The organism is Streptomyces sp. NBC_00237 (assembly GCF_026342435.1).
In the GTDB taxonomy this organism is placed as follows: domain Bacteria; phylum Actinomycetota; class Actinomycetes; order Streptomycetales; family Streptomycetaceae; genus Streptomyces.
The window spans coordinates 1,657,885-1,683,965 of sequence record NZ_JAPEMT010000001.1; the positions used below are offsets into that span (position 1 = coordinate 1,657,885).

Genomic DNA, 26,081 nt, shown 5'->3' on the forward strand with positions numbered 1-26,081 from the left:
GAACCAAGGGGATGCACGAACGTGGCAGGGGCAAGCGCACGACCGGGTCAGGACGCCAGGCAGGGTGTCGGCGAGGCACGCAGAGTAGTCGTCAAGATCGGCTCCTCGTCGCTGACCACCGCCGCGGGCGGACTCGACGCCGACCGGGTCGACGCCCTCGTCGACGTCCTCGCGAAGGCGCGCGGCGGCGGTGCCCGCGAGATCGTCCTCGTCTCCTCCGGTGCCATCGCCGCAGGGCTCGCTCCCCTCGGCCTCCAGAAGCGCCCCAAGGACCTCGCCCGCCAGCAGGCCGCAGCCAGCGTCGGCCAGGGGCTCCTCGTCGCCCGTTACACCGCCTCCTTCGCCCGCTACGGCGTCCGTGTCGGCCAGGTCCTGCTCACCAGTACCGACACCAGCCGCCGCGCCCACTACCGCAACGCCTACCGCACTCTCGACCAGTTGCTGGCCATGGGTGCCCTGCCGATCGTCAACGAGAACGACACCGTCGCCACGGACGAGATCCGCTTCGGCGACAACGACCGGCTCGCCGCCCTCGTCGCCCACCTCGTGCGCGCCGATCTCCTGGTCCTTCTCTCGGACGTCGACGGTCTGTACGACGGAGATCCGGCCAAGCCCCACACCTCCCGCATCGCGGAGGTCACCGGACCCGACGACATCGCTCACGTCGAGATCGGCAGCGCCGGCAAAGCGGGCGTCGGCACCGGCGGCATGGTCACCAAGGTCGAGGCCGCCCGCATTGCCGCCGCCGCCGGCATTCCCGTCGTCCTCACCTCCGCCACTCACGCCGCTGACGCTCTCGCGGGGCGCGACACCGGTACCTACTTCCACCGCACCGGCAGACGCAGCGCCGACCGCCTCCTGTGGCTCGCGCACGCCTCCACCCCGCAGGGTGCACTCACCCTCGACGACGGGGCGGTACGGGCCGTCGTCGAGCGGCGCACCTCGCTGCTGCCCGCGGGCATCGCCGCCGTCGAAGGAGAGTTCGGCGCGGGCGACCCTGTGGAACTGCGCGACAGCACTGGCCGCGCCGTCGCCCGCGGACTGGTCAACTTCGACGCCAAGGAACTCCCGCAACTCCTCGGCCGCTCCACCCGCGACCTCGCCAAGGAACTCGGACCCGCGTACGAACGTGAGGTCGTGCACCGCGACGACCTGGTACTGCTCCACCACTGACAGTTAGTTGAGCGGTCGCTCAAGCAATTCGAGATGCGCACCAGGCGTCCACGAAACGGCCGAAAGTCCAGCCTCTCGGTGGAGACCTTCGGGAAAACCGCCCGCAACCGGCCCGGGACTGGTCAACTTTGTTGCGGGGGTACAGCACACAAACGCATCAGGAGGCCGCCGGTGAGACGAGCGCGCCCAGGGGCTACGCCCCGAGGGACAGCCGAGCGAGCCCTGACGAGCGTCGGGGCGGGCGCTGACTTCGACGACGGCGGCGACAACCGCGACGGCCGGGAGACCGAGCCCGACCGGCAGCCCCGGCCAACCCGGCGACAGGACCCCGAGGTGTCACGCCTCTGGTACATCACCCTCAGCGTCTCCGGCGCCGAGGCCCCGCTCGCCGAGGTCAGACGCGGCCTCGAACAGCTCGCGCACGACCATCCCTTCTTGCTCACCAGCCGTTACGCCGGTGACCACGCGGAAATCCGCTACTGGGAAGAGGCTCGGGACCTGCACGACGCGGCGGCCGTCGCCCTGCGTCTGTGGGGCGAGCACCGGTCCACCGCGAAACTGCCGCCCTGGGAGATCGTCGGCCTCGAAGTCATCGACCGCCACACCTACCACCAGCGCGTCGCGGAAGGATACGGACCACCCCCGGCTGCCCCGGTGGGCGTGCACCCGTACTGATCTACGACGCAGCCCACCGGCAGTGGCCCCAGGGGGGCGGGAACGGAATCCAGAAGCGGTTCCGTGACGTGGGCAAAGGGGGTACCCACGCGACATGGGGCACCTTGATGCCCACCCGCCACTGCCGTCCGGGGGCAGGGGGCCGTCTCGGCCTCCGAAACACCGCCCGGCTCCCCACAGGCACCGGATTACGCTGCCCCCATGACCCAGCACACCGCCCCCGCCGACCGCTCCCCGGTCCTCGCCGCCGCCTCCCGCGCCCGTGAGGCCGCAGCCGTGCTCGCACCGCTCCCGCGCGCGGCGAAGGACGCCGCCCTCCTGGCCGTCGCGGACGCCCTCCTCGCCCGCACTCAGGAGATCGTCGCGGCCAACGCGGAGGACGTGGACCGCGCCCGTACGGCGGGTACCGCCGAATCGGTCGTCGACCGGCTCACCCTCACTCCCGAGCGCGTGCGTGCCATCGCCGCCGACGTGCGCGACGTGGCGGCCCTGCCCGATCCGGTCGGTGAAGTGGTGCGCGGCTCCACCCTCCCCAACGGCATCGACCTGCGGCAGGTGCGCGTCCCCCTCGGCGTCGTCGGCATCATCTACGAGGCACGCCCCAACGTCACCGTCGATGCTGCCGCCCTGTGCCTGAAGTCCGGAAACGCCGTACTGCTGCGTGGCTCTTCTTCCGCCTACTCCTCCAACACCGCCCTGGTGGGTGTCGTGCGGCACGCCCTCGAAGAAGCCGGGCTGCCCGCCGACGCGGTGCAACTCGTCCCGGGGGAGTCCCGCGACTCCGTACGGGAGCTGATGCGCGCCCGCGGTCTGGTCGACGTGCTCATCCCGCGCGGGGGCGCCTCCCTCATCCGTACCGTCGTCGAGGAGTCCACCGTCCCGGTCATCGAGACCGGCACCGGCAACTGCCACGTGTACGTCGACGCACAGGCCGACCTCGACACCGCGGTCGACATCCTCATCAACTCCAAGGCACACCGTGTCAGCGTCTGCAACGCAGCCGAGACGCTCCTCGTGCACAAGGACATCGCCGACGCCTTCCTGCCGCGCGCCCTGGACGCCCTCGCGGAGGCCGGTGTCACCGTGCACGCCGACGCAGGTGTCCTCGCGCATGCCGAAGGTTCGAAGGCCACCGTCGTACCGGCCGTCGAAGCCGACTGGGAGACCGAGTACCTGTCGTACGACATCGCGGCAGCCGTGGTGGACTCCCTGGACGGCGCCGTCGCGCACATCCGGCGCTGGTCCTCCGGTCACACCGAGGCGATCGTCACCACCTCGCAGGGGGCAGCCCGGCGCTTCACCCAGCTCGTCGACTCGACGACGGTCACGGTGAACGCCTCGACCCGCTTCACCGACGGCGGGCAGTTCGGCTTCGGTGCCGAAATCGGCATCTCCACGCAGAAGTTGCACGCGCGCGGACCGATGGGACTGCCGGAACTCACGTCCACCAAGTACATCGTCACCGGCGACGGCCATATTCGCTGACACTGTCGCACGCACTCCCTCGCGCCCTCGTGCACGTTCGCGCGCACTGTCACACGCGCTCCCTCGCGCTGTCGTGCCGTTCGCGCGTCGTCGGACGCCCTCGTGTCCTCTGTCCGTTCTCTGCCCAAAACGACCGCTCGGGTCTACGCTGAATGAGTGCCGGACGACGTGGAGGGCAAGCCGTTCTCGGATGGCTGGGAACCTGACGACGACCGCGGGGGCGCGGACGAGGACTTCGCCTCCGTGGTATTCGACGAGGACTTCGTCAAAGCCGCCGAATTTCATGAACCGAGCGCGGTGGAACGCCTGTTGGCGGCCGCCGAAGCGCGTGCGGAGGCGGACGCCGCCCGTGCCTGGGCGGGCGGGATGCCGCCTGACGGCGACGCTCCGTACGAGACGCGCGACGGAACGGTCCCCTACGGCGACAGGGGCGGCGGCTACGACAGCTACGGCAACCCCGCCTTCCCCGGCCCCTACGGGCCGTACGGAGGCGCCTTGCGTCCGTACCGCAATTCTTCCCGCTGGCACCGGCCCGTCGCCTGGATGCTCGCCCTGCTGATGGGCATCGGCATGGTGGCCTTCGCCTTCGCCGCCGTGTACCGGGGCGCCTCCGGCAGCCGTGACGGACAGGTGCCCGCACCCGCCAGCACAAGTGGCGTCGACGCCACTCTTCCCCGCACCCCCGGCAACGGCCCGTCGGCATCGGCGGAATACACGGCTCCGGCCGTTTCCGCGCAACCCCGCACACCGTGAATCCGCCGGATCCGAAGAATCCCTCGCCAAACCTTCAACGCCGCTCAGAATGACGGAACTTCCGCTGAAATTCTGTCGTACCGGGGCGTTTACCTTCGCTTCTCGCGACCTACTCTGAAAGGGAGACTCTCTCCCCACCGTAGGGCTCAGGGAGAAGCGATGGCAGGTCGATCGGACCCGCCCGAGGGCACCCCGCCCGAGGGCACCCCCAACAGTGGTGACGACGACTACCGGTCCGTCGTATTCGACGAATCGTTCGTCCGCGCCGCCCGGCTCCAGGAGTACTCCGCAACGGAACGGGCGGCGGACCACGCGCCCGCCGTCCGGACGCTCCCACCCGCGCCGCCTCCCCCGGCCGCGCGCAACGGGCGCCCTCAGGTACTGCTCCTCGTGCTGCTCGTCGTCCTCGCCTTCGCCACCGCCGTCTACATGGGCGTGCGCACCCCCGTCCAGCCCGCTTCCGAACACCACCCCGAAGCCCTGCGCGTGACCGTCGTCCCCCTGGCCCCCGTCGGCCGGGTGCCCGGCGGGGAACCCGCCGAACTCTTCCTGCACAGCCCTGCCGCCCAGTTCCGCACCGGCGCCGAAGGCATCCAGCTTCCCGTGGCCCGAGGCACCCAGCACTTCTCCGAAAGCCAGGTGCAGGCCGCACTTACCATCGCCAAGGACTACCTGGTGCAGTCCTCCCTCGACCCCGAGGTCCTCACCGGCGGGGCGGTCCGCCCGGTGCGTCTCCTGCTCGACCCCGATCAGCAGGACCAGTTCGACGCCGCCTTCGACACCCCTACGGCACCCGGTGCACAGGCATCAGGATGGCTGGTCCGCTTCGACCCGGGGAAGGTGGCACTGGCGGGCGCGGCACGCGCCAGCGGAGCCCTGCGCGCCGTCGAACTCGGCCCGGACCTCCTCGACGTCACCACCGACCACACCTTCGTCTACCCGCTCAGGGCCGCCGCCCAGAAGGGCGCCGAACGACCCGAAGCGGCCTCGCTGTTCACCGTCCGCCGCGAACTGCATTTCCGGTACGACGCGGAGGACCTGCGCAGGCACCGTACGGAACTCCTCGCCTCGTCCACCCTCGCCGGCCCGCAGGCATGCGGAGCACCGGGAGCGGAACGCGCCTGGCAGCCCCTGCTGGCGGGCCTGCGGGCCCCGGACCCGGGAAAGGCTCCCCAGAGGCGCGAGAAGGCTCCCGAGGCTGCGCCTCAGGCCCCTGCGGCCTCCACGGGCACGCCCTCGGCCCCCGCCACCCCCACCGCGTCAGCCATCGATCCGTACGCCACGGGGGCGGCGACCGGAATGCTCTGCGGCACCCTCGCCGCCGCGGCGCAACCGTCCGGGCCCCCTGCCTGATCCGCCACACACCGGTCCGGACGGGCCCTCGGGCCGCGCCGGACCGGTACGTCGCTCAGGCCCCGGAGCCGTTCCCCTCGGAACCGCCCTTGCCGGAACCCGACCCCGAACTGCCGGTGAACTTGTCCCGGAGTTTGCCTCCGAGGTCGCCCGCGCCGCCCGCGATGTCTCCGACCAGCTTCATCAGCGGGTCCTTGCTGGTCTTCACGGTGTCCGCGTAGTGCGCTGCGGACTCCCTGAAGGAATCCGTCACTGAGGTGTCCTTGTCCTCGTCCCGCCGCGGGTAGTGGCCGTCCATGATCCGCTGGTACTCGCGGCTCTCGGACCACTTCTTCAGCTCCGCCGCCCGCACCGTGGTGAACGGGTGCGAACGCGGCAGAACGTTCAGGATCTTCAGGACGGAGTCGCGCAGATCGCCGCCCGCCTCGTACTCCTCCGCCTGCTTGAGGAACGCGTCCACGTTCATCTCGTGCAGGTGGTTGCCGCCCGCTATCTTCATCAGTCCGCGCATGGATGCCTGGAGGTCCTGTCCCACCAGCAGCCCCGCCCGGTCGGCCGACAGCTCCGACTTGCGGAACCACTCGCGCAGCGCCGTGATGATCGCCATGATCGCGATGTTGCCCAGCGGAATCCACGCCACCTTCAGCGCCAGACTCGTCAGGAACAGCAGGATCGTCCGGTACACCGAGTGCCCGGACAGTGCGTGACCCACCTCGTGGCCGACGACCGCCCGCATCTCCTCCTCGTCGAGGAGCTCCACCAGACCTGTCGTCACCACGATGATCGGCTCGTCGAGACCGATGCACATCGCGTTGGGCTTCGGATCCTGCGTGACGTACATCGCCGGAACCTTCTCCAGGTCCAGGATGTAACAGGCGTCCCGCAGCATCGAGTTGAGGTGGGCGAACTGTTCGTCGCTCACCCGTACCGAGTCGGACAGGAACAGCAGCCGAAGGCTTCGCTCCGGCAGCAGTCCGCTCAGCGCCTTGAACACCGTGTCGAAACCGCTCAGCTTGCGCAGTGCCACCAGGGCGGACCGGTCCGCCGGGTGCTCGTACGCCCGCGAGGAAATTCCGGGGAACCGCCGGCGCTGCCGACCGGGCAGGTTCTCGTGCCCGCCGTCCTCCCCGTTGTCCCGTCCCTGCTCGTGATTGCCGTCTGTCATGAATGACCCCTGCTCTCGTACGAGACGTGTCCCGTCCCCCGGACGGCCCCAGCGTAGAGGGGAGCGTCGGAGGCCCTCTCCTTGCTGACGCGGCCCCGCCCGGACCGGTTGCCCAGGGGCCGATATCCGCTCAACGACTGAGTCGGCGTGAGTGTGCCCGCCCCCGGCGCATACGATGTTGCAGAAGTCTCCCCTCCGTCTCCCGATAGGTCCGCCGAAGATGAGCCTCCACCAGACCGCGTCCCAGCTCGTGACCCTCGCCTCCGGTGAAGCCGGCGGGCACGTTGACGAGCACGCTTCCCTCAGCCCCCTCGTCACCGGCGGCGGCGCCTTCATCGCGCTCATGCTGTTGCTGTGGATCACCACCCGCTTCAACCGGGACCGCTGAACCGGACCGGGGGACCGGGCCGGACAGACGGGCCAGTAGGGTCTGCACGCATGGGAGAGCAGGTAACGCCTACCGGTCCGGCCGGTGGCATCAGCGCGGACGGCACGGGCAAGCGCCGCATCGGCGTCATGGGCGGCACGTTCGACCCGATCCACCACGGCCACCTGGTGGCCGCCAGTGAGGTGGCCGCGCTGTTCCATCTCGACGAGGTGGTGTTCGTACCGACCGGACAGCCGTGGCAGAAGAGCCACAAGCTGGTCACTCCCGCCGAGGACCGCTACCTGATGACGGTCATCGCGACCGCCTCCAACCCGCAGTTCTCCGTCAGCCGCATCGACATCGACCGCGGGGGCCCGACGTACACCATCGACACCCTGCGGGACCTGCGCTCCCTCAACGTGGATGCCGACCTGTTCTTCATCACCGGCGCGGACGCCCTCTCGCAGATCCTCACCTGGCGCGACGCGGAGGAACTCTTCGCCCTCGCCCACTTCATCGGCGTCACCCGCCCCGGACACGACCTCACGTCCGACGGGCTGCCCGAAGGCGGTGTGTCCCTGGTGGAGGTGCCCGCCCTGGCGATCTCCTCGACGGACTGCCGTGCGCGCGTGCGTGGCGGCGACCCGGTCTGGTACCTGGTGCCCGACGGCGTGGTGCGCTACATCGACAAGCGCGAGCTGTACCGCGACTGACGGCACACGGCACTGAGCAGCAGCACGGAAATGGGGCACCGGTGAACGACCGCCAGAACCCGTACGACCCTTACGCGCAGGACCCCTACGCCCAGCCGCAGCCGGAGATCATCGGTTACGACGCGTACGGGCAGCCGGTGTACCAGCAGACCGCGCAGGCGCAGACGCCACAGCCACAGCAGAGCTACGACCCCTACGCGGCGCAGCAGCAGTCCCAGCAGCAGGCGTACGGATACGACGCCTACGCGCAACCGTCCCAGCAGACCGCCCAGTTCGACCCGTACGCACCCCAGGCTCCGCAGCAGCAGATCCCGGAGCAGTACGGATACGACACCGGACAGCAACAAGTGCCGCCGCAGCAGTGGATCCCGCAGCAGGCTCCCGCCCCGGAGCCCCCGCAGGCCCGTCAGCCCCCGTCGCCCGACACCGAGGCCGTCGAAGAGACGCTGCCGCCCACGCGACGCCCCGGCACACCCGAGTACGCCACCGAGCAGTTCTCCTTCGTCGAAGAGCCGGACGAGAACTCCGAAGACGTCATCGACTGGCTGAAGTTCACCGAGAGCCGCACGGAGCGACGCGAAGAGGCCAAACGGCGTGGACGTTCCCGTGTCGTCGCCCTCGGCGTCGCCCTCGCGCTCGTCGTCGTGGGCGGCGTCGGCTACCTCTGGTACACGGACAAGCTGCCCGGCATGTCCTCCGAGAAGAGCGGCGGCCCCGTCGCGACAGGCGCCCAGAAGCGCGATGTGATCGCCCTGCACCTGCACGACGTCAAGGACCGCAGCGCGACGTCGACAGTGCTGCTCGTCGACAACACCAGCACCGGGCAGGGCACTACCGTGCTGCTGCCCAACACCCTCAATGTCTCCGACGACAACGGGGTCGCCACCACCCTCGCGAAGTCCGTCAACGACGACGGGGCCTCCGGCACCCGCGAGTCCCTCGGCACAGCACTCGGCACCCGCATCGAGGGCACCTGGCGGCTCGACACCCCGTACCTGGAGAACCTCGTCGAGCAGGTCAGCAACATCGAGATCGACACCGACACCGCCGTGCCCGACACGAAGAAGGGCGGGACACCCCTCGTGAAGCAGGGCAAGGGGCAGAACCTCAGCGGCAACATGGCTGTGGCCTACGCCACCTACCGTGCACCGGGCGAGCCCGAGGCCAAACAGCTCGCCCGCTTCGGCGCCGTCATGCAGGGCATCCTGAAGAAGCTCTCCGACCGGCCGGACACCGCACTCGTCACCGTCCGGACGCTCGGCATGATTCTTGACCCGTCGCTGCCGGAGCAGTCGCTCGCCACGTCCTTGGCCAAGCTCGCCGCCCATGCGAAGAAGGGCGCCTACAAGACGGTGCTTCTGCCGGTCGGCTCGGACGGGCGCGTCAGCGAGTCCGACACCGTGGTCAAGACCGTCCTCGGAGGCACCGCCACCGCCCCGGAGCAGGGTGCCGCCGTGCGTGTGGGGGTGCGCAACGCCACCGGCAAGCCGACGGCAGCCGAAGCCGCACGGGTCGCACTGGTCAACGGCGGGTACACCTTCGCCGACGGCGGCAAGACGACCAAGGCGACCACCTCGAAGGTCACGTACGCCGACGTCGCGCAGAAGTCGACGGCCGAAGAGGTCGCCAAGACCCTGGGACTGCCGCAGACCGCCGTCTCCAAGGGCGTGGCCGCGCCGAACGCGGAGGTCGCCGTCGTCCTGGGCCAGGACTACAAGGTTCCCGAACGACGCAGGTAGCCGGACGGCGGCGCATGCCCCGCCGGAAAACTCCGGCGGGGCATGTCAGCAGTACGTGAGACCCTTGTGGTAATCACCGACCGCCGACGAAAGCCTGCTAGTGACCGCCACTGACCGTTCCATCGAGCTCATCAACGCTGCCGCCCAGGCGGCAGCCGACCGGCTCGCGCACGACATCATCGCGTACGACGTCAGCGATGTGCTGTCCATCACGGACGCCTTCCTGCTGGCCTCCGCGCCCAACGACCGCCAGGTCAAGTCGATCGTCGACGAGATCGAGGAGAAGCTCAGCAAGGAGCTCGGCGCCAAGCCGGTCCGCCGCGAGGGCGACCGCGAGGCCCGCTGGATCCTCCTCGACTACGTCGACATCGTGGTGCACGTCCAGCACAGCGAGGAGCGCGTCTACTACGCGCTGGAGCGCCTGTGGAAGGACTGCCCCGAGATCGCTCTGCCCGACGACGCGGTGAAGACCCGCGGCAAGGCCGAGGAGCACGCCAAGCTGAACCCTGCCGGCGAGCGGGACGGAGACCTGGACGGAGACGCGTTCTGAACGGCACAGGGGCACGGCAGCGCGCAGCTGGGAGCAACCGTGGCCGTCGCATCGTCCTGTGGCGGCACGGCCAGACCTCCTGGAACCTGGAGCGCCGCTTCCAGGGCAGTACGGACATCGAGCTGACCGAAACGGGAGTGGCGCAGGCCCGCCGTGCGGCACGTCTGCTGGCCTCGCTGAAGCCGGACGCCATGGTGGCCTCCGACCTCAAGCGGGCCGCGGCCACCGCCGCCGAGCTGGCCGCCCTCACGGGGCTCGACGTGACGCACGACGCCGGTCTGCGCGAGACGTACGCGGGCGCCTGGCAGGGCCTCACGCACGAGGAGATCGTCACGCAGTACGGCGAGCAGTACGCCGCCTGGAAGCGTGGCGAGCCGGTCCGGCGCGGCGGCGGTGAACTGGAGACCGAGGTCGCCGACCGGGCAGCTCCGGTAGTCCTGGCGCACGCCGACAAGCTCGCCGACGGCGGCACCCTCGTCGTCGTCAGCCACGGCGGCACCATCCGCACCACCATCGGCCGCCTTCTCGGGCTGGAGTCGCACCACTGGGAGGGGCTGGGCGGACTCACTAACTGCTGCTGGTCCGTCCTCGGCGAGGGCGCCCGCGGCTGGCGGCTCCTGGAGCACAACGCCGGGACCCTCCCGGAGCCCGTGCTCGGGGACGACGACTGAGCCGTCCCTGGGGCCTCCCGGCACCTCCGGGAGAGGTGACCGACCTGGATTTCACTTTCCGGCAGGTCACAGGCTAGAGTTCTTCTTGTTCGCAGCGCAGAGCGGGAAACACCCCCGCAGCACCGGGAACACGCGGGGCTATAGCTCAGTTGGTAGAGCGCCTGCATGGCATGCAGGAGGTCAGGAGTTCAATTCTCCTTAGCTCCACAATCAAGATCCCGTCCCCGTCTGGGGGCGGGATCTTTTTGCTGTCCCTCTTGCGGAGCCGTGACAGAATCGACGGCCGGAGGGGGCGGCCGCCGAAGGGGAGGGGACGATGGGCGCACACAGGCGGAAGTGTGACTGGTGCGGCAGCGGCACACCGATCGTTCGCGACATGGAACCGGTCAATTCCGAGTACCAGTACTGGTGTGAGGAGTGCGCGCGGGCGCTGATCATAAAAGGCGATCCGATCGAGACGTACCGAGAGTTGGAGGGCGAGCCCATCTACGGCCGTCTGCTCGACGAGCACTGCACCCTCAAGCGCTTCTACTCCTTCGCGCGGGCCTGACGTTTTTCGCCCGTTGCATGTGCGTGCGTAGCGTGCGCGTCCCAGGAGTCGCGTCCTCCCGGCATGTACGTCCTGGCGAAGTTCGTGAGACCGAAGCCCGCGAGGACGAAGGCCAGTCCGACCACGGGATAGCTCGCGGACAGGACGAACTGGCCGAGATCCTGATCGAGTTCGGAACGCCCATGGCGGCCGTGCGGAACCGCCCACAGTGCGTACGAGAAGAAGACGGCGCCCGCCGTCCACGCTCCTGCCTTGCGGCCACGTCCTTCCCCCGCCGCTCGCACGGCGAGGAAGGCGATCAGCGGCACGCACCACACCCAGTGATGTGACCACGAGATCGGACTGATCAGCAGGGCCGTCACCGCACACGTCAGGGCGGCGCGGGCACGGTCACCGCGTAGGGCGGCGTCCACGGCCGTGTACAGCCCCATTACGGCGACGAGCGCGGCGACGGCGCCCCACCACGCCCCGGGTGCGCCTGTGTGCAGGAGACGGGCCAGGACGCCGCCCAGAGACTGGTTGGCGGTGTCCTCCATGTTGCCGACTCGGGATGAATCGAAGAGGGCCCGGGTCCAGAAGGTGTGGGAGTCGCGGGGAAGTAGTACGGCCGAGCCGACCGTCGCGGCGAGGAACGCGACGACAGCGACCGCGGCCTGTCGCAGCCAAGGATCGTCGCGATACGCACCTGCCCGTCGCCCCCGGGACAGTCCGGCCAGCAGCAGGAAGACGACGAAGAGCCCGGGGGTGATTTTCACTGCCGTGGCGAGCCCGATGCCCACCCCTGCCCACCGGTGCTCCTCCTTGCGTGTCAGGTCCCACAGGACGGCGACTGCGACGGCGAGGTTGATCTGCCCGTACCGCAACGTCGTCCACACGGGCTCGCACCAGACGGCCGCCGCGGCCGACCACAGTGCGGCCTTCGGGCGGCTCCCTCCGGCCAGCCGGAGGGAGAGGTGCACCAGAGCCACCAGCAGGGCGAGGTTGCCGGCCGTCGCCAGGACACGCAGCAAGTTGAGGTCCGACAGCGACAGCGGGGTGAACAGCAGTGCCGCGAAGGGTGGGTACGTCGTCGGAAGGTTCGCGGCAGTGACGCGCATCGCGTAGAGGTCCCCGCCGGACAGCACCGTCGCTCCCTCCGCGCGATAGACGGTCAGGTCGATCATCGATACCCGGGCAAAGCGTTGAGCGGCCCAGAAGGTGGCGAAGGAAAGAAGGCAGACCGCTCCGGCGACGACAGCCGGAGGTCGTGCGCGATCGTTGTGTGCGAGAGCAGGGGTTACGAACCGAGATGTACTCACGGAAGGTGACCGTACCGTCACTTAGGGGTGTGGCTGGGTGGATGGTGTGCCTGCTGCGAGAGGGCGTGGAAAGGGATTTGGTGATGCGGCGATGCACCGTCTAAAGTTGGCGATGTCGCCGGGGGAAACCACGGAAAACGACACGAAGTGCACAGCACGGGGCTATAGCTCAGTTGGTAGAGCGCCTGCATGGCATGCAGGAGGTCAGGAGTTCAATTCTCCTTAGCTCCACAGTGAAAGAAGAGGCGGGCCGTCCGATCGGACGGCCCGCCTCTTTGTCGTACGCAGGCCCTGTTGGTGGCTGTCAATTACTGCCCTGCTCCAGGGGCTTGGGGGGAAGCGGCGGGAGCACGCCCGGCAGGGGACTCCTCCAGGCGCAGGGCGAGGGCGGGGCACCGGCGTACCGCACGGCGGGCGCGGTCGTGCAGATGCAGGGGCACCGAGGCGTCCGCGAAGGCGGGGTAGCCGTCATGCCCCATACGGATCAGCTCGGGGACCACGTCCGCGCACAGGCCGTGTCCCTGGCACAGGGTCCAGTCGACCTCCAGCTTCTCGCCGCTGGGCGCTCCCTCGGTGGGGTGGGTTCCGCGCCGTGCAGGGGCGGGCAGGGGCAGCACGGCGCTCGTAGGACGCCCGCAGCCGGGACCCAGTACGTGCGCCGCCAGATCGTCGGTGAAGGCGTTCAGGGCGGACAGCAGGAACCGTACCGAGCCGTCCGGGTGCTTGCAGGCACCCCTGCCCTTCGCCGCCTGGGTGACCTCTCGCAATGCCTCCAACGCGGCCTGGCCACCCCCCTCCAGCACGTCGGAGAGCCCACCGGCCGCAGCGGGCAGTCCGAGCCTGCAAGGCCCGCACTGGCCCGCGCTCTCGGCGGCCAGCCAGTTCGCGACGCGCAGCGTCTCGCCCAGGGGGCAGGTCTCCGGGCCGATCGGCAGCAGCGCACCCGCACCCAGGGCCCCGCCGAACGACGCCAGGGAGGCTCGGGACACGGCGGCGTCGTGTGCGGCGTACGCGTCGATCCAGCTGCCGTGGTAGCCGCCGGTCAGAACACCCTGGGGGAGCGGTGGGGCACCGGCCAACCGCAGGACGTAGCCCAGCGGAACACCGGAGGGGGCCTCCACCACCAGAGGGCGGGCAACGGCACCCGAGAGGGTGAGGAGGACGGTGCCGGGCTCGTCGGGAACACCGGTACGGGTATAGCGACGCGGGCCCAATCTGGCGGCCACCGCGAGCTGCGCGAACGTCTCGGCGTTGGACAACAGGGTGGGAGCGCCCGCCACACCGGACTCGGCGGCGCGTTCGCGGCGGCCGGGAGGCAGCGCGGGACCGCCGTTCACGGCGCGTATCACGGCGGACGCCTCGCCGGACACCATGCGCTCGGGAGTGCGCACGATCCGGGCACGGATACCGCGGTTGCGGATACGGCGGTCGGTGAGGCCACGTTCGTCGAAAGCGTCCCGCATCGACGCCTCTGTGGAGTCCCGGGTCACGGCGACGACGAGGGTGTGCGCACCGAGCGCCTCCGCGGCGAGCAGCGCACCGTCCAGTACGAGGTGTGGGGCACGGTTGACCAGCACGGAGTCCTTGCGGCAGGCCGGTTCGCCCTCGCTGGCGTTGACGACCACGACGGGGCGCAGTCCGCGACGGGCCGCCGCCTTGGCCACGGCCCGTAACTTCCCGGCGAACGGGAAACCCGCGCCGCCCCGGCCGAGGAGCGAAATGTCCTCGGCGAGAGCGGCCAGCCGATCGCCCGGAACAGGGGCGAGGGGGCCGTGCACCTTCAGGTGGGTGGCGAGATCGAGGCGGGCGGCCGTGTCGAAGCCGCTGGTGAGGTGGGGAAGTCCGACGGTGATGACGTGCGGGACGTCGGGAAGGGGAGCGTTGCGGGCGTTCACCTGCGGTCTCCTGTAGGGGTACGCGCGTGCCGGGGCTGGGGCAGAGCGGCGCGCGGCTCTTTGCCGTGGGGAAGCCGGCGCGGAGCGGGCCCGTGCCGCGGCGGGGCCAGCGCGCCGGCAACGATGCTCTTCTTGAGGCGCTCGGGGAGCAGCCGAAGACACAGCACCGCCGTCACCGACGCCAGGCACAGGGCGTACGTCACGACGACCCACCCGGCGGCGGGCCGACCGGTGAACAGGCCGTGCAGCAGGGCCGAGCACCACGCGGGGTACGCCAGCATGTGCAGCGCACGCCACCGCCCCGGCAGCACACGGCCGGGGGCCGCGAACGCGCTGCGCAAGGCCCCCGTCGTGGCGGCCGCGACCATCAGGACTCCAGCCAGCGAGCCGAATCCGACGAGAACCGCCGTGCCGGAGGGGCGGCCCGCGAACGGCACGAGGGTCGCCAGCAGCGAGACGTGGCCGAGCGCGACCTTGACCGTGAGGTGCAGCAGGAGCAGGCACAGGGAGGAGATCGCGGTGACACGGTGTACCCCCTGCGCGATCAGCCGGTGCCGGGGTCGCAGCAGCAGCCGGTCGGTGGCGAGTAGGCCCCAGGCGACGGACGCGGTCAACGACACGAGGGTCAGAACACCCGTGGTGAAGTCGAGCGCCGCTCGGAGACCGTCGTCGCCGAGGACGGCGACCAGAGGCGGCACGGGCAGCGCGAGGACGGACAGCAGGCGGGGGAACGCGCGTCGGGAGGGCCGTCGGCCCGGGGCCGGTGGTACGGCCGGTGCGGCCGCTTTGTGGTGCGCACGCGGACGAAGATTCATGGGCGAGGACTCCGGAAGCTCGGGAATGTGGTCCCGTGGCGGGAGGCTAGGCGGCGTGGTGCGGGGCACAGGGGGGTTTGGTGGTTCCCCAGTGCCCGGGGAGTGCGGACGGGTACGGTCCGCGCAGCACCTGACGGAGGAAGGCCGTACGAGGCCGGAGAACCCTGCAGCGCATCCGCCGGAACCTCGCACCCCATCCGCGCCCCGGCAAGCTCGATGCGGCGCCCGCGACCCCTGCGGTACCCTGACGCCATGCGTGCCGTACGCCTTCTGCTTAGTGAGCCGCGCTGATCAGTACCGACCGGTGAAAACACCTGGTCGGACTCGGCGCGGCGTCCCCTCCTGTGCGAGGGGATTTTTCATTTCCGCAGGCAGAGATCCGTAGGCAGAGACGAAATCGATGGAGCTTCGAAAATCATGAGCGAGATGAATGCCGCTGCCGCTGCCGAGACGGCAGCCGCGCACCGCTACACGGCTGCCATGGCCGCCGACATCGAGGCACGCTGGCAGGACTTCTGGGACCAGGAAGGCACCTACGAGGCGCCCAACCCCGGTGACGGAGACCTGTCGGGCGACGCGGAGCTGGCCGCGAAGCCCAAGAAGTTCATCATGGACATGTTCCCGTACCCGTCCGGTGCGGGTCTGCACGTCGGCCACCCGCTGGGCTACATCGCCACCGACGTCCACGCCCGCCACCTGCGCATGACCGGCCACAACGTGCTGCACACGCTGGGCTTCGACGCCTTCGGCCTGCCCGCCGAGCAGTACGCCGTGCAGACCGGCACGCACCCGCGGACCTCCACCGAGGCCAACATGGCCAACATGAAGGACCAGCTGCGCCGCCTGGGCCTCGGCCACGACAAGCGCCGTTCGTTCGCGACGATCGATCCCGAGTACTACAAGTGGACGCAGTGGATCTTCGTCCAGATCTTCAACTCCTGGTACGACGCCGACGCCAAGAAGGCCCGCCCGATCGCCGAGCTGGTCGCCCAGTTCGAGAGCGGTGAGCGTGCCGTTCCCGGCGGCCGCACCTGGGCCGGTATGAACGCCGCTGAACGTGCCGACCTGCTGAGCGAGTACCGGCTGGCGTACGCCTCCGACGCACCCGTGAACTGGGCGCCGGGCCTGGGCACCGTGCTGGCCAACGAGGAGGTCACCGCCGACGGCCGTTCCGAGCGCGGCAACTTCCCCGTCTTCAAGGCGAAGCTGCGCCAGTGGAACATGCGCATCACCGCCTACTCCGACCGCCTGATCGACGACCTGGACGGCCTGGACTGGCCCGAGGCGATCAAGCTGCAGCAGCGCAACTGGATCGGTCGCAGCGAGGGCGCCCGCGTCGACTTCGCCGTGGACGGCAACGCCGACAAGAAGGTCACCGTCTTCACCACGCGCCAGGACACCCTGTTCGGTGCCACCTACATGGTGCTGGCGCCCGAGCACGACCTGGTCGCGGGCATCGTCCCGGATGCCTGGCCCGAGGGCACCCACGACGTGTGGACCGGCGGGCACGCCACTCCGGACGAGGCAGTCGCCGCGTACCGCAAGCAGGCCGCCGCGAAGTCCGATGTCGAGCGGCAGACCGACGCGAAGGAGAAGACCGGCGTCTTCACCGGTGCGTACGCGACCAACCCGGTAAGTGGTGGAAAAGTCCCCGTTTTCATCGCCGACTACGTGCTGATGGGCTACGGCACGGGCGCGATCATGGCCGTGCCCGCGCACGACACCCGTGACTTCGCGTTCGCGCGAGCCTTCGAGCTGCCGATGCGCTGCGTCGTCGAGCCGACGGACGGGCGCGGCGAGGACCCGGCCGAGTGGGACGACGCGTTCGCCTCGTACGACGGGAAGATCGTCAACTCCGCAGCCGCAGACACCGTCTCGCTAGACGGGCTGGGCGTCGTCGACGCGAAGATCCGCATGACCGAGTGGCTGGCCGACAACGGCTTCGGCGAGGGCACCATCAACTACCGGCTGCGCGACTGGCTGTTCAGCCGTCAGCGCTACTGGGGCGAGCCCTTCCCGATCGTCTACGACGAGGACGGCATCGCGCACTCCCTGCCCGAGTCGATGCTGCCGCTGGAACTGCCCGAGGTCGAGGACTACTCGCCGCGCACCTTCGACCCGGAGGACGCCGACGCGCAGCCCGAGACGCCGCTGTCGCGCAACCAGGACTGGGTCAACGTCACTCTGGACCTGGGGGACGGCCCGAAGAAGTACCGCCGCGAGACCAACACCATGCCCAACTGGGCCGGTTCCTGCTGGTACGAGCTGCGCTACCTGGACCCGCACAACAGCGACAAGCTGGTCGACCCGGCCGTCGAGCAGTACTGGATGGGGCCGCGCGAGGGCATGCCGCACGGCGGCGTCGATCTGTACGTCGGCGGCCAGGAGCATGCGGTGCTGCACCTGCTGTACGCCCGATTCTGGTCGAAGGTGCTGTTCGACCTGGGGCACGTCTCCTCGTCCGAGCCGTTCCACAAGCTGTACAACCAGGGCATGATCCAGGCATTCGTCTACCGGGACGCACGCGGCATTGCCGTCCCGGCGGTCGAGGTCGAGGAGCGCGACGGCGGCTTCTACTACCAGGGCGAGAAGGTCAGCCGAGTCCTGGGCAAGATGGGCAAGTCCCTGAAGAACGCCGTCACCCCGGACGAGATCTCCGCCGAGTACGGTGCGGACACCCTGCGCCTGTACGAGATGGCGATGGGCCCGCTGGACGTGTCGCGCCCGTGGGACACCCGTGCGGTCGTCGGTCAGTACCGGCTGCTGCAGCGCCTGTGGCGCAACGTCGTCGACGAGACGACCGGCGAGGCCACTGTCACGGACACCGAGCCGGACGAGGACACCCTGCGTGCCCTGCACAAGGCGATCGACGGTGTCGGTCAGGACATGTCCGGAATGCGCTTCAACACCGCCATCGCCAAGGTCACCGAGCTGAACAACCACCTGACGAAGTCGGGCGGCCCGGTGTCGCGCTCTGTCGCCGAGCGTCTGGTGCTGTTGGTCGCCCCGCTGGCCCCGCACATCGCCGAGGAACTGTGGCGGAAGCTGGGTCACAGCGAGTCGGTCGTTCACCAGGACTTCCCCGTCGCGGACCCGGCGTACGTCGTCGACGAGACCGTGACCTGCGTCGTCCAGATCAAGGGCAAGGTCAAGGCGCGCCTGGAGATCTCCCCCTCCATCGGCGACGACGAGCTGGAGAAGCTGGCCCTGGCCGACCCTGCGGTCGTTGCGGCCCTGGGTGGTGCGGGCATCCGCAAGGTGATCGTGCGGGCTCCGAAGCTGGTGAACATCGTCCCGGCGTAACACCGAGAGACAGTTCCGGCACTACGCCCGGAATCGTATGAAAGGAGCAGCCGGGAACACTGGCTGAGGGCTTTCCCCTACGGGCAGGTTGGGGGTTCCGATGGAACCTCTCGCCTGCCCTCTCCGTTTACCGTGGAGAAGCCGGTTCACTCGTGAGCCGGTGACCGGTCGTTCGGCCGGGTCTGTCGGACTATCGCGGAGGGGCGTCATGGAAGCTGTCGTCATCCTGATCATGGCGCTGCTCTTCTTCGCCTTCGTGGGACTGGGGGTGTACGTCACTGTGAAGGCGGTCGGAGCCGCCCGTCGCGGAGTGGACCGCACCATCGCCCAGGCCAGGCGCACCGTCGAGGACACCACGTTGAAGGCGAAGAGCTACGGCCAGCCCGGCATGGGCAGCGAACTGGCCCGGTTGCGGCTCTCGCTGCGCACGTCCATGCGGGCCACCCAGGAAGCGCTGACCACAGGCGTGACCTCCGACGCCTCGCTGACGGAATCCGTCGCGCTGTTCGAGCGGCTCAGTGAGTACGGTCACCAGCTGGACGACGAGCTGCGCCGCCTGGAGCGGGACCCCGACAAGGAGCGGGCCGCCGATCGGATTCCCGAGCTCCGCGAGCGTACGGAACAGGTCGTTTCCTCGGCGGACTCGCTGCGGTGGGCGGTCCGGGACCGGGCGCAGAAGTTCGCGGACGACGACCTCGCCTCGCTGAGCGAGCAGATCCGCATGGAGTCCGGGGCGCTGCGGCACTGGGCCGCGGTCGAGCCGGAACCGGAGCAGCGGGACACCGCCCGGCAGCCGGGAGCGACCGCCACACCCTCGCAGACCTGGCCGCGGACCGCGGGCACGGGGCCGGGGGCCCCCGAGGAGAACTCCGGGAGCGCCGCGGCTTCCGCGCCCCAGGCGATCACCGGCCGTGACCCGAACCGCCAGCCCACGTACCCGTGGCAGAAGGCCCCCCGCCCCGAGAGCACCACCTGAGTTCGGCCGGGCGGCAGCCGGTGCCGAGGGGCCGGGCTGCCGCCGGGCTTCGCCTGCGGGTAACCTCCCGCTCATGTCCGCCCATGTCGCGATCGTCACCGATTCCACGGCCTACCTGCCGCACCCGACGATGGAGCGGCACGGCATCACCGCGGTGCCGCTGACCGTCGTCCTCGGCGATCAGGCGCTCGAAGAGGGCACCGAGATCTCCGCGCGTTCGCTTGCCCAGGCCCTGCAGAAGCGTCGTTCGGTGACCACGTCCCGGCCGAGCCCCGAGGTGTTCGCCGCGACCTACCGGGCGGCGGCCGAGGCAGGGGCGACCGGCATCGTTTCGTTGCACTTGCCTGCCGAGCTCTCCGGGACGTACGACGCGGCCGTGCTCGCGGCGCGCGAGGCTCCCGTGCCGGTGCGGGTGGTGGACACCGGGATGATCGCCATGGCGCTCGGGTTCTGTGCCCTCTCGGCGGCCGAGGTCGCTGAAGCGGGCGGGACGATCGACGAGGCGGTGGCAGCCGCCGAGAAACGGGCCTCGGGTACTTCGGCGTACTTCTACGTCGACACTCTCGACTACCTGCGGCGCGGCGGACGGATCGGTGCCGCGCAGGCACTTCTCGGCTCGGCGCTCGCGGTCAAACCGCTCCTCGCGCTCGACGACGGGCGGATCGAGATGCTGGAGAAGGTCCGTACGGCCTCCAAGGCGATCGCGCGGCTGGAGGAGCTTGCCGTGGAGCAGGCCGGTGGGCGGGCCGTGGACATCGCGGTGCACCATCTGGCGGCTCAGGAACGCGCCGACACCCTGGCTCAGAGGCTTCGTGAACGGGTGCCCGGACTCGTCGACCTGCACGTCAGCGAGGTGGGTGCGGTGATCGGGGCGCACACGGGGCCGGGGCTGCTCGGGGCAGTGGTCTCGACGCGTTGAGGATGCCGCCTCGCCGCGCGGAGGTTCCCTGAGGCAGGGAAGATCCCTCGAAAGAGTGGGCGAGTTTTCCACAACTCGTGGCTTATCCACAGGAATTGACCAAGATCAGCGGCGTTGGGCGGATCTGCCTACCGTCGGGTCCATGGCACTTCGATCACGCAACGAAACGACAGGACCGGGCCGTGTTCCCGGTCGCCGCACTCACTTCTCCTCCCGTACGAGGCTCCGGACCCCGTCGGTCGTACGGTCCGGCCGGCGCGGGGCCGCAGCCGCCGCCGCGGTGTCCCGGCGGAGGGCGGATGCTCTCCTCGCGCGACCCGCAGCCGTGGCACGGGCGTTGGGAGCGCGGGCCTCCGCGTCACCCACCGCGGTACGTCCGTCCGGCGGGCTCCCGACGGATGCCTCGCCGACAGCCCCACCCCCGGCCGTTTCTGCCCCGGCCGTCTCCGCTTCGGCTGTCGCCGCTGCTGTCGTCTCCTCCCTGGCTTCCGTGCTGTCGGCCTCTTCTGCTTATCCGGCCTCTTCGTCACCTTCGGTCTCGACGCCCCGGCTTCCCGCATCTCCGGTTTCGAGCCCGCGCCCGTCTCCTCGCCCCTCCGGACCCTCCGGACCCTCCGGCGCGGCGATCCCGTCCGCAGTGCGGCAACGGGGCGCGGGCGGGCTGAAGCGGGCCTGGGCCGCCGCGCGGGAGCGTGTGCCCGTGTGGGTGCAGGTCCGGTGCGGCATGGAGCCGCGGACCCTGGGCGCGTTGGCGGCCGTGCTGGTGGTGTCCGCCGGATTCGCCTTCCACCACTTCCTTTCCGGTCGCCCGGAGGCCGTACGGATCCCGGAGAAGACCGGAACGGCAGGGGCCGTCGCCGCGCCCCGGCCCGCAGCGCCGCTGCCCCAGTCGTCGTCGGGTCCTGTGCCGGCTTCTGGGCCGGGGCAGGTCCCTTCGGCCCCGGGCGGCGCGGTCGTCGTCGTCGTCGACGTGAGCGGCAAGGTAAGGAGGCCGGGCGTGCACCGGCTGCCCGCCGGATCGCGGGTCACCGACGCACTGGAGGCAGCGGGCGGAGTCAAGGCCGGTACCAGTACCGAGGGGCTCAACAGAGCCCGCGTACTGACCGACGGGGAACACGTGGTGGTGGGAGGGCCGCCCCAGCCCGCACTCGCGACGGGCGGCGGAGTGGGCGTGGGCCCCGGAGCCGGACCGCCCGCCGGACCGGTCAGCCTCAACACCGCGACCGTGGAGCAGCTCGACACCCTGCCGGGGGTCGGCCCGGTCCTGGCCCGCCACATCGTCGACTACCGCACCCAGCACGGAGGGTTCCGCTCCGTGGAGGAACTCCGGGAGGTCAACGGGATCGGCGCCCGCAGATTCAGCGACCTTCAGAAGCTCGTACGGCCATGAACCGCTCCGGCTCCCACGGACCCGACGCCGACGCCCTAGCGCAACCCCGGGCACCCCGACGCCCCGCAGGTCCGGCCCGGCACCGGCAGGCCGTGCACGCCGCCTCAGGGCACCGGCTGGGAGCCTCGGACCCGCACCAGGAGGGACCGGCCGACCTGAGGCTGGTGCCGCCCGCGCTGGCAGCCTGGGCAGCCGCCGCGGTGACGGTGGGCGCCCCGGCTGCCACAGCGGTCCTGCTGCTCGCCGTCGTCCTGGCCGGGGCCGTTGCGGCGGTGCTGCTCACGGCACGCGGGCCGGCGCGCAGCGCGCCGGTCAGTCCGGGGAGCGGAGCGGGACGTGCGCCAGAGGGCGGCGCGTCCGCGGGCGGGGCGTTGGGCGCGACAGTGGCCGGAAGCCGGTTGCCCCGGCGCGTCACCGCCGTCGTCACCGCGCTCCTCTGCGCCGCGGCGGCAGCCGCCTCGGCCGCACTGCACTCGGCCGACCTCCATCGCGGCCCGGTGCCCGAACTGGCTCGCAGGCACGCCGTGGTGGAGGTCGAGGCGACCGTCACCGGCGATCCGCGGCGGACCCGCCCCCGGGTGCAGGGCGACCGGGCGACACCCGGAGCCGTCGTCCTGGACGCCGAACTCACCCGGGTCACCACCACGGACGGTGCGGTGACCGCCGTACGGACACCGGTGCTCGTCGTCGCACCGGTCCGGGGGCCCACCGCACAGTGGCTGCGGCTGCTGCCTTCCACCCGGCTGAAGGTGACAGGGGCGCGGCTGGCGCCGCCCGTGCGGGACGGCGACCGTATCGCCGCAGTGCTGCGCGTGCCGGGCGACGCGGGGCCGTTGACCATCACGCCGCCGAACACGGTGCAGCGTACGGCCGGAACGCTCAGGGCCGGACTGCAGGAGGCCACCGAAGACCTGCCGCCGGACGCACGGGCCCTGCTGCCCGGGCTGGTCGTCGGCGACACCTCCCGGATGGAGCCCGACCTGCACGATGCCTTCGAATCGACCGACCTGGTGCACCTGACGGCGGTGTCCGGCAGCAACCTCACCATCGTGCTGGTGCTGCTGATCGGCCCGCCCTCGCTCGCCCCGCGCGCCGAACGTCGGGGGCTCGCAGCCCTGCTCGGGCTCTCGCTGCGGACCACGGCGCTGGGCGGAGGTGTCCTCACTCTCGCCTTCGTGATCGTGTGCCGTCCGGAGCCGAGCGTCCTGCGGGCCGCCGCCTGCGGCCTGATCACCCTCCTCGCGATCGGCACCGGACGGCGCAGATCGCTGATCCCCGCGCTGGCCGCCGCCGTTCTCCTGCTGATCCTGTACGACCCCTGGCTTGGCCGCAGTTACGGGTTCCTGCTGTCCGTGCTGGCCACCGGGGCGCTCCTCACCTTCGGCCCCCGCTGGAGCGCCGGGCTGCAACGGCGCGGAGTGCCGCCCCGGCTCGCCGAAGTGCTGGCGGCGGCCTGCGCCGCGCAGGCGGTGTGCGCTCCGGTGATCGCGGTGCTGGCCGCCCGGGTCGGCCTGGTGGCGATCCCGTGCAACCTCCTCGCGGAGCTGGCGGTCGCGCCCGCCACGGTGCTCGGGTTCGCCGCCCTGGCGGTGGCTCCCGCGGCGATGCCCGTCGCCGAACTGCTCGCCCGCGTCGCGGGGTGGCCCGCCGGGTGGATCGCCGGGGTCGCCAGGGCCGGAGCCGCGCTGCCCGGAGCGGAGATCGGCTGGCCGGGAGGCTGGCAGGGCGGGGCGCTGCTCGCGGCGGTGACCATCGCCGTCGTGTTCGCCCTGCGCAGGGCCCCGCGCCACCCGTGGCTGAGCCTCGTGTGCGTACTGCTCCTGCTGCTCGCGGTGCTGCGGCCGGTGCCGCTCACCGGCTTCCTCCACCGATGGCCGCCCGAGGGGTGGCGGTTCGTGCTGTGCGACGTGGGCCAGGGGGACGCCACCGTGCTCGCCGCCGGGGAGAAGGGTTCAGCCGTGGTCGTCGACGCGGGGCCCGACCCGGTGCGGGTGGACCGGTGCCTGCGTGACCTCGGCGTCACCCGGGTCCCCCTGGTGCTGCTCAGCCACTTCCATGCCGACCACGTGAGCGGGCTTCCCGGGGTGCTGCGCGGCCGGGACGTCGGTGAGATCCGGACGACTCCGCTGGCGGCACCGAGGGAGCGGGCCGAGTTCGTCCGGCGGGCGGCAGCTCGTGCGAGGGTGCCGGTGACCGCCGTCCGGCCGGGGGAGCGGTACCGCGTGGGGCCGCTCGACGGGTGGGTGCTGTGGCCGCCTCCGCCCCCGGCCCCCGTACCGGGTGAGCCGAACGACGCGAGCGTCACTCTGTTCGTACGGCACGAAGGTCCACAGGGGGTGCTGACGCTGTTGCTGCCAGGAGACTTGGAGCCGCCCGCACAGCAGGGTCTGCTGCGGGCCCATCCCGCCCTGCCGCCGGTGGATGTCCTCAAGGTCCCCCACCACGGGTCCGCGCACCAGGACCCGGGACTGCTCCACCGGGTGGCACCCCGGCTGGCGCTCGTTCCGGTGGGCCGCGACAACCCGTACGGACACCCCGCACCCACCGCCCTGGCCGCGCTCGGGGCGCAGGGCGCGGTGGTGCTGCGTACGGACCGGGACGGGGCGATCGCGGTCGTCGGCGCGGGGGAGGAGTTGGCGGCGGTGCCGCTGGGGGGCTGATTCCAGCCGTTACGCGGAGAGGCCCCGAGCCTCTTGCGGAACCCGGGCTGGAGCGGCCGTACCAGAATATGGGCGGCTGCATGAGGTCTCCGCGACTCCGCTCTGACCCTTCTCTTACTCCGGGTAATTAGCCGGTGAGCAGTGCGTACGCCTAAGCGGAATGCTCAATTCAGACGTCAGGGACACGCCTGCCCATCTCCGCACCGAGCCTCCCGTTTGCCTCGAACGCCCCAAGGGTGATCGAATGCTTTCTCGTCAAAGGGTCGCCATCCCGACGGTTCGTCGTGCTTCGCCGCGTCCCTGTAGCAACGAATCGCACGGGGGTGCGCACATCATGATCTCCCGCTGGCTCGGCCGACGTTCGACCACCGCAGGCCACGCCAATCCGCTCTCCGGACTCTCCGTCCCCTCCTCCGCCGGAGTCCTCACCTGCCGCGTCCTTGACCCCGTCAACGAGCCCGTCCGCCAGGCCGAGTTCGTCGTCACCGACGCTGCCGGACGCCGGATCGTCGGAGGCGAGACCGATCCGTACGGCACCCTCGTGGCGGCCGTCCCCGCAGGCGAGTACCGGCTCGCCGTCACCGCCGAGGGTTTCACTCCGTACCGTGGCAGCGCCACCGTGGCGGAGAGCGGCCACTCCGGCCTCGGTGACATCTCCCTCCAGGTCGCCGCCCCGCCGCAGCTCCCCGAGCCGGGCGAGTGGGAGATCGACCTGATGCACTCCCAGATCAGCTTCTCCGCCCGGCACATCGGCCTGGCCCGCATCCGCGGCCGCTTCAACAGTTTCGCGGGTGCGGTGCGCATCGGTGAGCGCATGGAGCACTCGGCCATGCACGTCGTCATCGACGCCGCGTCCATCGACACCAACGTCAAGATGCGCGACGACCACCTGCGGGGCAAGGACTTCTTCGACGTTGCGAACTATCCGACGATGGAGTTCTACAGCGACCGCTTCGTGCACCGCGGCGGCAGTCGCTGGGCCGTCTCCGGTGCCCTCACCCTGCACGGAGTCAGCCGTACCGTCACCCTCGACAGTCAGTACCTCGGTATGGGCAACGGCATCCAGGGCGAGACCCGCGCCGCCGTCCACTCCACCGCCGAACTGCACCGCGAGGACTTCACCCTCACCTGGCAGACGATGCTCGGCCACGGCATCGCGGCCGTCGGGTCCTCCATCGCCGTCGAACTGGACATCCAGATCATCCCCAAGGGGGCGGGCGCCCCGGCATCCTGATCGGGTCCATCGGTAGCCTCGGGCACCTAAACCGGTCCCGTCGGCGGGGCGGCGGACGTGTGCCGGACAATGTCCGTGTGAGCGATGTACGACATGTGTTGGTGCTGCCGGACCGGGACGCCGCCGAGGAGGTGGCTCAGGAGCTTTCCGACCGTTTCGGAACGGCGGAGGAGCCCCAGCTCGTACGGGACGCGCTGGCGGGCGAGGACGACGCCGAGGACGCCCAGTGGCTGGTGGTGGTCGAGGACCCCGAGGGGCGCCTCGACGCCACCGCGCTGGACGCACTGGCCGCGGAGTACGAGGGGTGGCTGGAGGCCCCGCTGACGGACGCCCCCTAGAAGCCCCCTGGAGCGGCACCCTGCGGGCACTGTCAGTGCCCCGTGGGATGCTTGACCGC

At 70.6% G+C, this 26,081-nt stretch carries 21 protein-coding genes, 2 tRNA genes and 1 pseudogene; 20 read left to right on the forward strand and 4 right to left on the reverse strand.

The features are described from left to right. Positions 1-21 precede the first annotated feature (21 nt). The 5 genes from proB (at position 22) to OG897_RS07270 (ending at position 5,439) form a co-directional block, all read left to right on the forward strand. Positions 22-1,173 (forward strand): glutamate 5-kinase, encoded by a 1,152-nt coding sequence (proB, locus tag OG897_RS07250; protein WP_266653982.1) that lies wholly within the window; start codon positions 22-24, stop codon positions 1,171-1,173. A gap of 171 nt (positions 1,174-1,344) precedes the next feature. After that, positions 1,345-1,848 carry a hypothetical protein gene (locus tag OG897_RS07255; protein WP_266653984.1) on the forward strand — a complete coding sequence of 168 codons (504 nt, stop codon included), beginning with the start codon at positions 1,345-1,347 and terminating at the stop codon, positions 1,846-1,848. A 201-nt stretch (positions 1,849-2,049) separates the two neighbouring features. Next, positions 2,050-3,333, forward strand: a complete 1,284-nt coding sequence (locus OG897_RS07260) for a glutamate-5-semialdehyde dehydrogenase (protein WP_266653986.1) — start codon at positions 2,050-2,052, stop codon at positions 3,331-3,333. Between the two features lie 156 nt (positions 3,334-3,489). After that, a complete protein-coding gene (locus OG897_RS07265) occupies positions 3,490-4,086 on the forward strand; it encodes a hypothetical protein (protein WP_266653988.1) in 597 nt (198 codons plus the stop codon). 159 nt (positions 4,087-4,245) lie between these two features. Further along, positions 4,246-5,439: a hypothetical protein gene (locus OG897_RS07270; RefSeq protein WP_266653990.1), complete on the forward strand. Its 1,194-nt coding sequence runs from the start codon at positions 4,246-4,248 to the stop codon at positions 5,437-5,439. Between the two features lie 55 nt (positions 5,440-5,494). On the opposite strand, the gene OG897_RS07275 is transcribed toward OG897_RS07270, so the two are convergent. After that, positions 5,495-6,604, reverse strand: a complete 1,110-nt coding sequence (locus OG897_RS07275) for a M48 family metallopeptidase (protein ID WP_266653992.1) — start codon at positions 6,602-6,604, stop codon at positions 5,495-5,497. A gap of 220 nt (positions 6,605-6,824) precedes the next feature. On the opposite strand from OG897_RS07275, the gene OG897_RS07280 reads away from it, so the two are divergent. The 7 genes from OG897_RS07280 (at position 6,825) to OG897_RS07310 (ending at position 11,194) form a co-directional block, all read left to right on the forward strand. After that, on the forward strand, positions 6,825-6,992 hold the full coding sequence (locus tag OG897_RS07280) for a hypothetical protein (RefSeq protein WP_266653994.1): 168 nt from the start codon (positions 6,825-6,827) through the stop codon (positions 6,990-6,992). A gap of 50 nt (positions 6,993-7,042) precedes the next feature. Continuing rightward, positions 7,043-7,684, forward strand: a complete 642-nt coding sequence (nadD, locus tag OG897_RS07285; protein WP_266653996.1) for a nicotinate-nucleotide adenylyltransferase — start codon at positions 7,043-7,045, stop codon at positions 7,682-7,684. 41 nt (positions 7,685-7,725) lie between these two features. Continuing rightward, positions 7,726-9,423: a LytR C-terminal domain-containing protein gene (locus OG897_RS07290; RefSeq protein ID WP_323187998.1), complete on the forward strand. Its 1,698-nt coding sequence runs from the start codon at positions 7,726-7,728 to the stop codon at positions 9,421-9,423. Positions 9,424-9,523: 100 nt separating this feature from the next. After that, positions 9,524-9,973 (forward strand): ribosome silencing factor, encoded by a 450-nt coding sequence (rsfS, locus tag OG897_RS07295; protein WP_266653998.1) that lies wholly within the window; start codon positions 9,524-9,526, stop codon positions 9,971-9,973. Continuing rightward, complete coding sequence (locus tag OG897_RS07300) at positions 9,970-10,644, forward strand: histidine phosphatase family protein (RefSeq protein WP_266656637.1); 675 nt, start codon at positions 9,970-9,972, stop codon at positions 10,642-10,644. The genes rsfS and OG897_RS07300 overlap by 4 nt, the downstream gene beginning before the upstream one ends. Before the next feature lie 134 nt (positions 10,645-10,778). Continuing rightward, positions 10,779-10,851 (forward strand) — tRNA-Ala (locus OG897_RS07305). A gap of 109 nt (positions 10,852-10,960) precedes the next feature. Beyond that, positions 10,961-11,194: a hypothetical protein gene (locus OG897_RS07310; RefSeq protein ID WP_185026367.1), complete on the forward strand. Its 234-nt coding sequence runs from the start codon at positions 10,961-10,963 to the stop codon at positions 11,192-11,194. On the opposite strand, the gene OG897_RS07315 is transcribed toward OG897_RS07310, so the two are convergent. Further along, on the reverse strand, positions 11,173-12,492 hold the full coding sequence (locus OG897_RS07315; RefSeq protein WP_266654001.1) for a glycosyltransferase 87 family protein: 1,320 nt from the start codon (positions 12,490-12,492) through the stop codon (positions 11,173-11,175). The two genes, OG897_RS07310 and OG897_RS07315, sit on opposite strands and share 22 nt — an antisense overlap. 158 nt (positions 12,493-12,650) lie before the next feature. On the opposite strand from OG897_RS07315, the gene OG897_RS07320 reads away from it, so the two are divergent. After that, positions 12,651-12,723, forward strand: a tRNA-Ala gene (locus tag OG897_RS07320). A gap of 77 nt (positions 12,724-12,800) precedes the next feature. Here the strand turns inward: OG897_RS07320 and OG897_RS07325 are convergent. Next, the gene (locus OG897_RS07325) at positions 12,801-14,387 is read right to left on the reverse strand and encodes an NADH-quinone oxidoreductase subunit NuoF family protein (protein WP_266654003.1); all 1,587 of its coding nucleotides are present in this window, start codon (positions 14,385-14,387) and stop codon (positions 12,801-12,803) included. A gap of 143 nt (positions 14,388-14,530) precedes the next feature. Next, positions 14,531-15,091 (reverse strand): annotated as a pseudogene (locus OG897_RS07330) (hypothetical protein); the annotation flags it as partial. 528 nt (positions 15,092-15,619) lie between these two features. Here OG897_RS07330 and leuS point away from each other — a divergent pair. From leuS to OG897_RS07365, 7 genes are all read left to right on the forward strand, one after another. After that, positions 15,620-18,505 (forward strand): leucine--tRNA ligase, encoded by a 2,886-nt coding sequence (gene leuS / locus OG897_RS07335; RefSeq protein ID WP_266654005.1) that lies wholly within the window; start codon positions 15,620-15,622, stop codon positions 18,503-18,505. A 208-nt stretch (positions 18,506-18,713) separates the two neighbouring features. Beyond that, complete coding sequence (locus OG897_RS07340; protein WP_266654007.1) at positions 18,714-19,481, forward strand: hypothetical protein; 768 nt, start codon at positions 18,714-18,716, stop codon at positions 19,479-19,481. Between the two features lie 73 nt (positions 19,482-19,554). After that, positions 19,555-20,400 (forward strand): DegV family protein, encoded by an 846-nt coding sequence (locus OG897_RS07345; protein WP_266654009.1) that lies wholly within the window; start codon positions 19,555-19,557, stop codon positions 20,398-20,400. Positions 20,401-21,124: 724 nt separating this feature from the next. Beyond that, the gene (locus OG897_RS40785) at positions 21,125-21,790 is read left to right on the forward strand and encodes a ComEA family DNA-binding protein (RefSeq protein ID WP_323188000.1); all 666 of its coding nucleotides are present in this window, start codon (positions 21,125-21,127) and stop codon (positions 21,788-21,790) included. A 92-nt stretch (positions 21,791-21,882) separates the two neighbouring features. Next, positions 21,883-24,450, forward strand: coding sequence for a ComEC/Rec2 family competence protein (locus tag OG897_RS07355; protein ID WP_266654011.1), 2,568 nt, complete (start codon positions 21,883-21,885; stop codon positions 24,448-24,450). A gap of 334 nt (positions 24,451-24,784) precedes the next feature. Beyond that, the gene (locus OG897_RS07360; RefSeq protein ID WP_266654013.1) at positions 24,785-25,684 is read left to right on the forward strand and encodes a YceI family protein; all 900 of its coding nucleotides are present in this window, start codon (positions 24,785-24,787) and stop codon (positions 25,682-25,684) included. 77 nt (positions 25,685-25,761) lie between these two features. Further along, positions 25,762-26,022: a hypothetical protein gene (locus OG897_RS07365; protein WP_266654015.1), complete on the forward strand. Its 261-nt coding sequence runs from the start codon at positions 25,762-25,764 to the stop codon at positions 26,020-26,022. Positions 26,023-26,081 lie beyond the last annotated feature (59 nt).